The following is an 11,877-nucleotide window of genomic DNA, read 5'->3' on the forward strand; positions in this document are numbered from 1 at the left end:
ATTAAGACATCCCCGGGATGAACTGGATGAGCAGGTCGATGAGTTTGATGCCGATGAACGGGGCGACGATGCCGCCCAGGCCATAGACGTACAGGTTGCGGCTCAAGAGCTTTGACGCACTGCTGGGGGTGTACCGGACACCGCGCAGCGACAGCGGGATCAGCGCGATGATGACGAGGGCGTTGAAGATCACCGCCGACAGGATCGCCGACTGCGGGCTGTGCAGCCGCATGATGTTCAGCAGATCCAGGCCGGGGAACAGCGCCACGAACATCGCCGGGATGATCGCGAAGTACTTCGCGATGTCGTTGGCGATGGAGAACGTGGTCAGGGCGCCGCGGGTGATGAGCAGCTGCTTGCCGATCTCGACGATCTCGATGAGCTTGGTCGGGTCCGAATCGAGGTCGACCATGTTGCCGGCCTCTTTGGCTGCCGAGGTGCCGGTGTTCATCGCGACGCCGACGTCGGCCTGCGCCAGCGCGGGGGCATCGTTGGTGCCGTCACCGGTCATCGCAACGAGCTTGCCGCCCGCCTGCTCCTTCTTGATCAGCGCCAGCTTGTCCTCGGGCGTGGCCTCGGCGAGGAAGTCGTCGACCCCGGCCTCGTCGGCAATCGCCTTGGCGGTCAACGGGTTGTCGCCGGTGATCATGACGGTACGGATGCCCATCTTGCGCATCTCGTCGAACCGCTCGCGCATGCCCTGCTTGACGACGTCCTTGAGGTGGATGACGCCGAGGACCTCGGCTCGCCCGTCGACGACCCGCCCCACCACCAGCGGGGTACCACCCGCCGCAGAGATGCCGTCGACGATCTCGCCCAGCTCGACGGGCACGGTGCCGCCGTTGGTCCGAATCCAGTCGGCGACGGAGTTGACCGCACCCTTGCGCAGCTTCTGGCCGTCGTGCAGATCGACACCGGACATGCGGGTCAGGGCGGTGAACTCGACCCATGTGGCGTCGGTCAGCTCGCCCGGGGTGCGGGCCCGCAGGCCGTAGGTTTCCTTGGCGTACACCACGATCGACCGGCCCTCAGGGGTCTCGTCGGCGAGGCTGGACAGCTGCGCGGCGTCGGCGAGTTGTTCGGCGGTGACGCCGGGGACCGGGAGGAATCCCGCGGCCTGCCGGTTGCCGAGCGTGATGGTGCCGGTCTTGTCGAGCAGCAGGGTGTTGACGTCACCGGCAGCTTCGACGGCACGGCCCGACATGGCGAGCACGTTGCGCTGCACCAGCCGGTCCATGCCGGCGATGCCGATCGCCGACAGCAGAGCGCCAATTGTGGTGGGAATCAAGCAGACCAGCAGCGAGACCATCACGATGCCGGTGACGCCGAAGCCGTCGAGCGCTTCGGTGTCCGGCACGCCCGGGTTGTTGGCCTTCGAATAGATGGCCAGCGGCTGCAGCGTCGCGACGGCGAACACGAAGATGATCGTCAGCGCGGCCAGCAGGATGTTGAGCGCGATCTCGTTGGGCGTCTTCTGCCGGTTGGCACCCTCGACCAGCGCGATCATGCGGTCGACGAAGCTCTCACCCGGCTTCTGGGTAATCTGCACGACGATCCGGTCGGACAGCACCGTGGTACCGCCGGTGACAGCCGACCGGTCGCCACCGGACTCCCGGATGACGGGCGCCGACTCGCCGGTGATCGCCGATTCATCCACGGAGGCAATGCCTTCCACGACGTCGCCGTCACCTGGGATGACCTGCCCGGCCTCGACGACGACGATGTCGCCCTGCTGCAGCAGCGGCGCGGCGATCTCTTCCTCGGTACCGGCGTTGCCCGGCGCCCACCCGACCAGCTTGCGGGCCATGGTGTCGGACTTGGTCTTTCGCAGACTGGCCGCCTGCGCCTTGCCACGTCCCTCGGCGACCGCTTCGGCGAGGTTGGCGAAAACGACTGTCAGCCAGAGCCAGAACACGATCAGCCAGGCGAACCAGCTGGAGTTCAGCACGGCCAGGACCGTCGACCACACGGCGCCGACCTCGACGATGAACATCACCGGGTTGCGCCACAGGGTGCGAGGGTCCAGCTTGCGCAGCGCGTCCGGCATGGACTTCCACAGCATCTTCGGGTCGAGCAGGCCGCCCTTGACAGCGGTATCGGACATCAGTGAATTCCTTCAGCAAGGGGGCCGAGCGCCAGCGCCGGCAGGAAGGTCAGGGCGACGAGAATCAGCGTCACGCCGGCGACCATGCCGACGAACTGGGGTCGATGCGTCGGCAGCGTGCCGATGGACGGGGGAGTGCTGCCCCGTTTGGCGAGTGAACCGGCGAGAGCGAGCACCAGGATCATCGGCAGGAAGCGGCCGATCAGCATCGCCAGGCCCAAAGCCGTGTTGTACCAGACGGTGTTGACGGACAGACCCGCGAACGCCGAGCCGTTGTTGTTGGCCGCCGAGGTGAAGGCGTACAGCACTTCGGACAGGCCGTGCGGGCCGGAGTTCAGCATCGCCGCGCGCTCACCCGGGAGAGCCATGGCAAAAGCGGTGCCGGTCAACACGATCAGCGGCGTGACGAGGAAATAGCTTGCGGCCAGCTTGATCTCCCGAGGGGTGATCTTCTTGCCCAGGTATTCGGGCGTGCGCCCGACCATCAGGCCGGCCACGAACACCGTGATGACCGCGAGGATCAGCATGCCGTACAGGCCCGAGCCGGTACCGCCGGGCGCGACCTCACCGAGCTGCATGTTGAACATCATCATCAGGCCGCCCAGCGACGTGTACGAGTCGTGGAACGAGTCCACGGCACCGGTCGAGGTCAGCGTGGTGGCGGTGGCGAACACCGCCGAATTGGCCACGCCGAAGCGCTGTTCCACGCCTTCCATCGACGCCCCGATGGCGGTCGGCACGGTCCCGTGGTGCTGGGTCTGGAACACCAGCATGAGGCTGGTGCTGATGATTGCCAGGACTGCCATGACGGCGACGATCGCGTAGCCCTGCTTACGGCTGTCGACCATGCGACCGAACGTGCGCGGCAGCGAGAACGAGATCACCAGCAGCAGGAAGATTTCCACCCAGTTGGTCCAGGCCGTCGGGTTCTCGAACGGGTGCGCCGAATTGGCGTTGAAGAAACCGCCACCGTTGGTACCCAGCTCCTTGATCACTTCCTGGCTGGCCACCGGACCACCGGTGATGGTCTGCTGCGCGCCGGCCAGGGTGTCGGCGATCTGGTCGTGCAGGTGGAAGTTCTGGATGGCGCCGCCGGCGATGAGAATCAGCGCGGCAATAACGGCCAGCGGCAACAGGATTCGGATGGTGCCGCGCACCAGGTCGACCCAGAAGTTGCCCAGTTCGGCGGCGTGCCGACGGGCGAACCCGCGCACCAGGGCGACGGCCACGGCCATGCCGACGGCAGCCGAGACGAAGTTCTGCACCGACAGACCGGCCATCTGCACCAGGTGGCCCTGCGTCGTCTCACCCGAGTAGGCCTGCCAGTTGGTGTTGGTGACGAAGCTGACGGCGGTGTTCCACGCCAGATCGGCCGTCATCGGGGTCGCCGGATTGTTCAGGTGCAGGGGCAGCATGCCCTGTGCGAGCTGGAAGAAGAACAGGAACAGCAGCGAGACGGCGGAGAAGGCGAGCGCGCTGCGGGCGTAGGCGCCCCAGTTCTGCTCGGCCTCCGGGTCGGCGCCGATCACCTTGTAGATGAGACGTTCGGCGCCCGAATGCTTTTCGGACGTGTACACGCGGAACATGTAGTCGCCCAACGGCACATGCACGGCGGCGAGCGCGACGATCAGGGAGAGCAGGAACACGATTCCCGCGGCGGTGGGACTCATCAGAACCGCTCCGGAAACAGCAAGGCGGCGACCAGGAACAGTGCGATCACCAGACACAGCACCAGGCCGATGGCGTTGGCGTAGTTCACAGGCGCTCGACCGCCTTCTGGATCACGCCGAGCAGCGCGAAAATCGCGACCGTCAGCACCACGAACACCACTACAGACATGGGTTCTCCCACACGTAAACGGGTCGCCGGCCCTCGGCGACCTCGTCAGCATCGACCCGCCGGAGGGGACATCCCGCGATCTTGACGCCTTCTTTACGGCCGGCCCGGCTTCCTTTACGGAATTCCGCACCGAGCGCCGGGCCCACTGTGCGCGCGACGCGAAAAATGCCTGGTCATGTGATGTTTTGTACAACGAAATGGGACGGTGCCGGGACATTTACGGGCAGCGCGGCCGGTAGGAGTCGAAAGCAGGTGATGTCGCGTCAGCGCTCAACCGGCTAACGTGCCATGCAGTGTGGGGCCGATCACCCCTCAAACCTCGGGAGGCATGTGGTGTTGGACGTCGTCGGTGGAGTGCAGCAGAAGCTGGGCCGCATAGCGGAATCCGCAACCGCGCTACGCAGGCTGTTCGAGACCGGCTTCCTGGATCTCGCCAACCCTGGGGCGATGATCGAGACCGCCAAGAATGCGCCGATATTCGGCCCGCAGGCCACCATGGCCATCCAGGGCGGACGCAAGTATGCGGGGCTGCCGGCGCTGGTGGATGAACGCGGCACGTTGACCTACCGGCAGGTGAACGATCAGTCCTGGGCGCTGGCCCGTGGTCTTCAGGGCCTGGGAGTGGCGGAAGGCTCTGTGGTCGGGCTGTTGTGCCGGGACCATCGTGGCCTGATCCTGGCCATGGTGGCGTGCGGCAAGCTCGGGGCCCGGCTGGTTCTCATGAACACCGGCTTCGCCAAGCCACAGTTCGCTCAGGTCTGTGACCGTGAAGGCGTCAAGGTCGTGCTGCACGACAGCGAGTTCATCGGGCTGCTGGACGCCCTGCCCGCGGACATGCCGCGCGTGCTGACGTGGGTCGACGAGGGCGCCGAAATCCCCGATGGCGCACAGACCCTCGACGCCATCGTCGCGGCCAACTCCACCGAACCGCTGCCGGCGCCGAACAAGGCGGGTGGCTCGGTGATCCTCACCAGCGGCACGACGGGGCTGCCGAAGGGTGCGCCCCGAAGCTCGGTGTCGCCATTGGCCTCGGCGCAGATCATCGACCGAATTCCGTTCCCGCGCAAGGGCACCATGGTGATCGTCTCACCGATCTTCCACAGCACCGGGTGGGCCACCTACACCGTCGGCGCAGCGCTGGGGAACAAGGTGGTGACCGCCCGGCGGTTCAACGCCGAGCGGACGCTGCAGCTCATCGCCGAGCACAAGGCCGACATGCTCGTCGCGGTGCCGACGATGCTGCACCGGATCGTCGAACTGGGGCCCGAGGTCATCGGCAAGTACGACACGTCGTCGCTGAAGACCATCCTGATCGCGGGGTCGGCGTTGAGTCCGGAACTGTCCAACCGGGTCCAGGACACCTTCGGCGATGTGCTCCACAACCTGTACGGCTCAACCGAATGCGCCATCGCCAGCGTCGCCACTCCCGCCGAACTGCGTCTCGCCCCGGGCACGGCCGGACGGGCGCCGGTGACGTGCGAGGTGGTGCTGTACGACGAGAACGACCGGCGCATCACCGGGAAGAACAAGCGTGGCCGCATCTTCGTCCGTAATGGCGCACCGTTCAGCGGTTACACCGACGGCCGGACCAAGCAGATCATCGACGGCTACATGTCCAGTGGCGACATGGGGCATTTCGACGACCATGGGCTGCTGTTCGTCGACGGCCGTGACGACGACATGATCGTCTCCGGCGGCGAGAATGTGTTTCCGCAAGAGATCGAAGAACTGCTCGCCGAGCGGGACGACATCTATGACGCGGCGGTCGTCGGCGTCGATGACGTGGAATGGGGAAAGCGCCTGCGCGCCTTCATCGTTTCGCAGCCGGGCGCGACCCAGGACGCCGATGAGATCAAGGCATTCGTCAAGAACAACCTGGCCCGGCACAAGGTGCCGCGCGACGTCGTGTTCATCGAAGAGCTGCCGCGCAACACCACCGGCAAGCTGCTGCGCCGCGTGCTGATCGAGATGGACGTCTAGGGCGGCGATGCCGACCGAACTCAGCGCCGAGCAGGCCGCTGCCCGGTTGGGGGCTGTCGACACGCTGGGCATCACCCTCGGCCCCGGCCAGCCGCCGGCGATACTGAGGGCGCTCGGCGCGCGCCAGGACTGGTCGAATCTGCGGGTGTTCGGCGCGTTGTTGGCCGTTGGTACCGAACTGTTTTCGCGCCCCGGCGTGCACTACGTCTCCGGCTTCTTCGGGCCGATCGAACGGGCGCTGCGGGACATGGGCGCCGACATCGAGTTCGCCGCCGCGGACTTCCGCCGGTTCGCACCACTGTTGGAGCGGCAGGCGCCGCGGGTGATGACGACCGTCGCCACCCCACCTGATGCCGACGGGTGGTGCTCGCTGTCGCTGCATGCCGGCGGGACGGTCACCGAATTGCGCCGGGCCGGGGCGGACCCGCAGCGACTCCTCATGGTCGAGGTATCCGACTCCTACCCAAGGACTTTCGGATACGGCTCCCGCCGTCACGCACTGCACGTCGACGAGATCGACATCCTCGTGCGCTCGACCGACGGCCCGCTGGCCCTGCCCGGCGGCGACGTGCCGCCGACGGAGGTCGAGCGAGCGATCGCGCGGCACGCCGTCGGCTTCATCGGCTCGGGCGCGACGCTGCAGACCGGAATCGGCGCAATTCCCAACCAGATTGCCACCTTGCTGGCCGAGGGTGACGGCAGCGGCTACGGCTTGCACACCGAGATGTTCACCGAGGGCTGCATGCATCTGCATCGCGCGGGCAAGATCACCAACACCGGTAAGGGGCAGTACGACGGCGTCAGCGTCACGACGTTCGCATTCGGGTCGCAGGAGCTCTATGCGTGGCTCGACGGCAACCGTGATGTCGCGTTCCTGCCCGTCGACCTCGTCAACTCCCCGGAGGTGATCGCCGCGAACACGGACATGGTCTCCATCAATGGCGCACTCGCAGTGGACATTCAAGGACAGGTGATCGCCGACACCATCGACGGGGGACAGTTCAGCGGGATCGGTGGCGCCGAGGACTTCGTTGCCGGCGCCGGGCTGGAGTTGTCCGACCGTTCGCTCATCTGTCTGCCGTCTACTTTCGTGAAGGACGGCGAGCTGCGATCGCGAATCGTGCCGTGGTTCGGGCCCGGCGCGGTGATCACCACGCCGCGGCAGCAGGTCGACGTCATCGTCACCGAATACGGGGCCGCGGAACTGGAGGGCAAGACCGTCCGCGAACGCGGTGAGGCGCTGGCGGCAATCGCGCACCCGCAGTTCCGGGACGCCCTGCTGGCGGCGGCCCTACGCGCCGCGAAAGGGCGTTCGCCGGTCGGCTAGCGCAATTCGTGATTCACTGCCGCCATGACGACCAGCGATCAGCCGTGGTGGATCGCCGCGTCCGTTGCGGACCTGGCCGCGGCGATACTGCCGATGTTCGGGCAGTCGTCGTTCGACAGCGAGCGAGCGGCGATGGCGGACGTCGTGTCATGGCTCCGGACCGGCGCCCGCGCTCCCCGTGGCATGTTCTCCGCGGGCGTCTCCACCCGCGGCGACGTGTTCCAGAACCCCGACCTGCGCGCCGTCGCGGAGGCCATGCAGTTGCTCGAACGCTCAGGCCTGCTGCTGCGGGTGCTGGTCCCGTCGAGCCATTCCAGCTTTGACGTCGGTTTGACGCGCCTGGGATGGCACGCCGTCCAGACCGGCACGGTCAGAAAGCATCTCGGTCTGGGGGACGCACCGGCCTGAGGCGGCGGCCGGCGATGGAGCAACCCTTGACAATCATGTGGGACCGGGGGTCCCATATAACTGGGTGGGCAACGGTGCTCACGTGGGAGGTTGATGTCATGGCAGCTACGAAGACGGTCCGCCGGTGGCGCGCCGGTATGGACGTGCGCGACGACCTCGACTACTGCGCGAATCTGGAGACGCTTTCGGCCGGTTCGGTGCGCCGGAACTTCAATCCCTATCTGGATGTTTCGTGGGATTCGCCCGAATTCCGGGTGACGGAGAACGACCCGCGCTGGGTGCTGGCCAAGAGTGACCCCATCGGTATGAGCGCGTGGTATCAGGCGCAGCCCCTGGAGAAGCAGATCGCGATCGGCATGTGGCGCCAGGCGAACGTCGCCAAGGCCGGCCAGCAGTTCGAGAGCATGCTCATCCGCGGGCTCCTCAGCTACACGTTCTGGGTGCCCAACGGCAGCCCCGAGTACCGGTATTGCCTGCACGAAGCGATCGAAGAGGGCAACCACACCCTGATGTTCCAGGAGATGGTGAACCACGTCGGCGTGGACGTCCCGGGCCTGCCGCGCTGGGTCAAGTGGCTCAACTGGGCCTTCCCGCTGTTCGCCAGCCCGACGCCGGCCTTCTTCTTCATGATGGTGCTGTGCGGCGAGGAGCCCATCGATCACATGCAGAAATCCATTCTGCGCGAAGGCAGTTCGATCCATCCGATCATGGAGCGTGTCATGGCGATCCATGTCGCGGAGGAAGCGCGGCACATCTCGTTCGCCCACGAGTTCCTGCGCCGGCGGATCCCGGAGATGCGGCCGTTCAACCGCTTCGTGTTGTCGCTGTTCTATCCGCTGGGCTTCCGCGTGGCGGCCTCCCTCATCGCCAAGCCGCCACGCGTCTTCTGGCGTCAGTTCGACATCCCCAAGTCGGTGAAGAAAGAGATCTTCTGGCGGGCGCCCGAATCCAGGACGATGCTGCGCGAGTTCTACGGCGACGTGCGCATGCTCGCCGAAGACACCGGCCTGATGAACCCGGTTGCCAAGGTGTTGTGGCGGATGTTCCGGATCGACGGCCCGGCGTCGCGCTACCGCAGCGAGCCGGCGCGCCAGGCTGTCGTGCCCGTGGCTTGACCAGGGCCGTCGCGGCTCGGCGCCGACACAATGTCGGTCTGAGGCTGTCGATAACCGTATATGGCCATCAACGGCGTTCTCAGACCGACATTGTGTCGCCAAGATCTTTTTCTCGAACGATGTCGAAATCGGCCCCGCCTGTTCGACGTGTGTGTGAAGGATTGACACGACGACGAAAGGTCAGGCAATGCGCTACATGGGTTTGGTCATCATGGATCCCAACCAGGGTCCGCCTCCGCAGGCGCTGATGGACGCGATGGAGGTGTATGTCGGCAAGAACGCCGCCGACGGCATCTATCTGGATGGCGGCGGACTGGGACAGGGCGAGAACCGCATCGGATACCAGGTCCGCTCCGGCCAGATGAGCACCACCGACGGGCCTTTCACGGAGGCCAAAGAGATCATCGGTGGGTTCGCGATGCTCGAGTACCGCAACCACGCGGAGGCTGTCGAAGGTGCCCGGTCCTTCACCGAACTCCACCGGGAGCACTGGCCCGAGTGGGAAGGCCGGGTCGAGATGCACTTGATCGAGGGCGCGCCCGATCAGGAACCGGGTGCTTGTCCTCGGTAACCACAACTGAGGCAGTGACCGCCGCCTGGCGTGCCGAATCGGCGCGCCTCGTGGCGGCGCTGGCCCGCATGACCCGCGACATCGAGCTTGCGGAGGACGCCGCGCAGGACGCGCTCGTCGCGGCACTGGAGGAGTGGCCCGAGCGCGGAATTCCGGCCAACCCCGCCGCGTGGCTCATGACGGCCGCGAAGCGCCGCGCGATCGACCACATCCGTCGCGCTGAGACGCTGCGCCGCAAGACCGAGGAGATCGGACACCGCCTGGAGGAGGTCGACATGGCCGATTTCGCGGGGCAGCTCGACTTCATCGAGGACGACGTGCTCCGCCTGATGTTCCTGACGTGCCACCCGCAGCTGGCGCCGGCGTCGCGGGCGGCATTGACGCTGCGGCTGGTGTCGGGTCTGAGCACCGCCGAGATCGCCCGTGCCTTCCTGGTGCCGGAGGCGACGATGGCACAACGGATCAGCCGGGCGAAGAAGACCCTCGTGGGTGCGGATATGGAGCTGCCGGTGGGGGCCGAGCGTGTCGCGCGCCTCGACGACGTGCTGGCCGCCATCTACCTGACCTTCAACGAGGGGTATGTGGCGACCGCCGGCACTGATTGGACGCGCCCGGACCTCTGCTTCGAAGCGATCCGGCTGGCGCGCATGGTGGCCGCGATGGTGCCGGACATCCCGGATTCGCTTGGGCTGCAAGCACTTGTCGAACTTCAAGCATCGCGGATTCCGGCTCGTGTGGATCGCGACGGTGCGCCGGTGCTGCTGGACGATCAGGACCGGGCGCGGTGGGATCACCTGCTGCGGCGCCGTGGGCTCCAGGTGCTGGCCCGGGCCGAGAAGCTCGCTGCGGCAGGTGCGCCCGTCGGGACCTACTTCTTGCAGGCGGCCATCGCGGCGTGTCATGCGCGTGCCATCCGGGCCGAGGACACCGATTGGCAGCGGATCGCGGACCTGTATGACGTGCTGGCGCTCGCCGCGCCGGGGCCCGTCGTCGAGGTGAACCGCGCAGTGGCGCACGGGCGTGCCTACGGGGCAGAAGCGGGTCTGGTGGTGCTCGATGCGCTCGGACCCGATCCGCTGCCCCGATCGCCACTGCCGCACGCGGTACGCGGAGACCTGTTGGAGCGTTTGGGGCACGCCGCCGAGGCGTCGGCGGCATTCACGCGGGCCGCTGCACTCAGCACGAACGACGCCGAGCGCACGCTGCTGCTCCGTCGGGCCGGGGCCTGAGTTGCGCTCAGACGCAGCAACGCGCACAGGTCAGAGCCGGTGTCGTGTGGTGGCGCCGTGTGCTTGGCCCTGTGCGTCGCGATTGACCATCCTGAGACGTTGGTTCAGGATTGTTTCAAGCGACGGTCCTGATCTGGTCGCGTGCTTCGATGCGGGGCGGGGGTGAGCAGGCCATCTCAGAACTCCTCATGGACCTTCGCCAGGCGATCGACCGCGACGAACTCTCGCTGGTCTATCAGCCCAAATTCGACGCGCACACGGCCGCCGTCGTCGGGGTGGAGGCGTTGTTGCGGTGGCGCCATCTGGACCGCGGCTTACTGCGGCCCGCCGATTTCCTGCCGCTGGTGCGCGAGCACGGCCTGATGGACCAGGCCACGGGTCTGGTCGTCAACATGGCACTCGACGATGCGCTGCGCTGGTATGCCGCCGGCGCGGAAGTGCCTGTCGCCGTTAACCTTTTCGCCCCGTTGCTCAGCGATCTGAAGCTGCCGGATCACCTGTGCCAGGCACTCGACGACCGCGGGCTGCCGTCGTCCGCGCTCACGGTCGAGATCACCGAAGACCTGTTCGTCGACAACATGGAAGACACGCGGACGGTGCTGACGGGCCTGCTCGACCGCGGCATCAGGATCGCCCTCGACGACTTCGGCACGGGGTACTCCGCGCTCACCTACCTGTCCGACCTGCCGATCGACGAGATCAAACTGGACCACGACTTCATCGCCCGGGTGACGGTCGACGAGCGCGCAGGGCTGGTGGTGCGGACCATCATCGACCTCGCGCACAAGCTCGGTTTCGGAACCGTCGCCGAGGGTATCGAGAGTGCCGAATCGGCCGCGCAGCTACGGGATTTCGGGTGCGATGTGCTGCAGGGGTTCTTCCTCAGCCCGCCCCTGCCGGCGTCGGAAGTGCTGGGCGTGGTGCGTGCCGGCGCGCGGGCTGCGTTCTAGGTTCTGCGCTGGCTTCTCGGGTCTGCGGCCGGGGTCGGGTTCAGTGGCCGGGTGTCCACGTCATAGGTTGATACCCGCTTGATCACCAAGCCCCCATAGCCCAATTGGCAGAGGCAGCGGACTTAAAATCCGCCAAGTGTGGGTTCGAGTCCCACTGGGGGCACCGAGTAAGGCCAGGTCAGACACGTTCTGACCTGGCCTGCTCTGCGTTCGGACCATCTCGCCCCAGCGTTACCCCAGCGCTAGCCGCTAGCAAGCGCTTATTGCGGTGTTAGCTAGCGGTAATAGCTACCGGATTGAGTGCGGGCCGACTACCGGCGCAATCGCTGCCAATTGACCGGCGATAGCGTTAGC

Annotated in this window: 11 protein-coding genes and 1 tRNA gene; 8 read left to right on the top strand and 4 right to left on the bottom strand. The window is 66.4% G+C overall.

Features of this window, described 5'->3' with window-relative positions; all coding sequences use genetic code 11:
• Position 1 precedes the first annotated feature (1 nt).
• Genes kdpB through VXD91_RS19725 form a run of 4 tightly spaced genes read right to left on the bottom strand, consistent with a single transcriptional unit; the run spans position 2 to position 3,955 of the window.
• On the bottom strand, positions 2 to 2,104 hold the full coding sequence (kdpB, locus tag VXD91_RS19710; RefSeq protein WP_346416175.1) for a potassium-transporting ATPase subunit KdpB: 2,103 nt from the start codon (positions 2,102 to 2,104) through the stop codon (positions 2 to 4).
• Positions 2,104 to 3,774: a potassium-transporting ATPase subunit KdpA gene (kdpA, locus tag VXD91_RS19715; RefSeq protein ID WP_346416176.1), complete on the bottom strand. Its 1,671-nt coding sequence runs from the start codon at positions 3,772 to 3,774 to the stop codon at positions 2,104 to 2,106. The genes kdpB and kdpA overlap by 1 nt, the downstream gene beginning before the upstream one ends.
• On the bottom strand, positions 3,774 to 3,863 hold the full coding sequence (locus VXD91_RS19720) for a K+-transporting ATPase subunit F (protein WP_020099126.1): 90 nt from the start codon (positions 3,861 to 3,863) through the stop codon (positions 3,774 to 3,776). The genes kdpA and VXD91_RS19720 overlap by 1 nt, the downstream gene beginning before the upstream one ends.
• Positions 3,860 to 3,955 (bottom strand): potassium-transporting ATPase, encoded by a 96-nt coding sequence (locus VXD91_RS19725; protein WP_220098076.1) that lies wholly within the window; start codon positions 3,953 to 3,955, stop codon positions 3,860 to 3,862. Before VXD91_RS19725 ends, VXD91_RS19720 begins: the two co-directional genes overlap by 4 nt.
• A gap of 321 nt (positions 3,956 to 4,276) precedes the next feature.
• On the opposite strand from VXD91_RS19725, the gene VXD91_RS19730 reads away from it, so the two are divergent.
• From VXD91_RS19730 to VXD91_RS19765, 8 genes are all read left to right on the top strand, one after another.
• Complete coding sequence (locus VXD91_RS19730; RefSeq protein ID WP_346416177.1) at positions 4,277 to 5,923, top strand: acyl-CoA synthetase; 1,647 nt, start codon at positions 4,277 to 4,279, stop codon at positions 5,921 to 5,923.
• Between the two features lie 7 nt (positions 5,924 to 5,930).
• Positions 5,931 to 7,250 carry an acetyl-CoA hydrolase/transferase C-terminal domain-containing protein gene (locus VXD91_RS19735; RefSeq protein ID WP_064860052.1) on the top strand — a complete coding sequence of 440 codons (1,320 nt, stop codon included), beginning with the start codon at positions 5,931 to 5,933 and terminating at the stop codon, positions 7,248 to 7,250.
• Positions 7,251 to 7,274: 24 nt separating this feature from the next.
• Positions 7,275 to 7,658, top strand: a complete 384-nt coding sequence (locus VXD91_RS19740; protein WP_064860053.1) for a hypothetical protein — start codon at positions 7,275 to 7,277, stop codon at positions 7,656 to 7,658.
• A 98-nt stretch (positions 7,659 to 7,756) separates the two neighbouring features.
• Complete coding sequence (locus tag VXD91_RS19745) at positions 7,757 to 8,773, top strand: diiron oxygenase (protein ID WP_082934819.1); 1,017 nt, start codon at positions 7,757 to 7,759, stop codon at positions 8,771 to 8,773.
• Between the two features lie 187 nt (positions 8,774 to 8,960).
• Positions 8,961 to 9,344, top strand: coding sequence for a YciI family protein (locus VXD91_RS19750; RefSeq protein WP_064860055.1), 384 nt, complete (start codon positions 8,961 to 8,963; stop codon positions 9,342 to 9,344).
• A gap of 14 nt (positions 9,345 to 9,358) precedes the next feature.
• The gene (locus VXD91_RS19755) at positions 9,359 to 10,573 is read left to right on the top strand and encodes a sigma-70 family RNA polymerase sigma factor (protein ID WP_346416178.1); all 1,215 of its coding nucleotides are present in this window, start codon (positions 9,359 to 9,361) and stop codon (positions 10,571 to 10,573) included.
• Positions 10,574 to 10,722: 149 nt separating this feature from the next.
• Positions 10,723 to 11,523, top strand: coding sequence for an EAL domain-containing protein (locus VXD91_RS19760; protein WP_131808806.1), 801 nt, complete (start codon positions 10,723 to 10,725; stop codon positions 11,521 to 11,523).
• A gap of 89 nt (positions 11,524 to 11,612) precedes the next feature.
• Positions 11,613 to 11,686, top strand: a tRNA-Leu gene (locus VXD91_RS19765).
• Positions 11,687 to 11,877: the final 191 nt, after the last annotated feature.

The sequence above is a fragment of the Mycobacterium sp. SM3041 genome, from assembly GCF_039668335.1.
Classification (GTDB): Bacteria; Actinomycetota; Actinomycetes; order Mycobacteriales; family Mycobacteriaceae; genus Mycobacterium.

Excerpts from the sequence above, each read along its gene's own strand:
- kdpB (WP_346416175.1), bottom strand. The coding sequence starts at position 2,104 with ATGTCCGATACCGCTGTCAAGGGCGGCCTGCTCGACCCGAAGATGCTG.
- kdpA (WP_346416176.1), bottom strand. The coding sequence starts at position 3,774 with ATGAGTCCCACCGCCGCGGGAATCGTGTTCCTGCTCTCCCTGATCGTC.
- VXD91_RS19735 (WP_064860052.1), top strand. The coding sequence starts at position 5,931 with ATGCCGACCGAACTCAGCGCCGAGCAGGCCGCTGCCCGGTTGGGGGCT.
- VXD91_RS19740 (WP_064860053.1), top strand. The coding sequence starts at position 7,275 with ATGACGACCAGCGATCAGCCGTGGTGGATCGCCGCGTCCGTTGCGGAC.
- VXD91_RS19745 (WP_082934819.1), top strand. The coding sequence starts at position 7,757 with ATGGCAGCTACGAAGACGGTCCGCCGGTGGCGCGCCGGTATGGACGTG.
- VXD91_RS19750 (WP_064860055.1), top strand. The coding sequence starts at position 8,961 with ATGCGCTACATGGGTTTGGTCATCATGGATCCCAACCAGGGTCCGCCT.
- VXD91_RS19760 (WP_131808806.1), top strand. The coding sequence starts at position 10,723 with ATGCGGGGCGGGGGTGAGCAGGCCATCTCAGAACTCCTCATGGACCTT.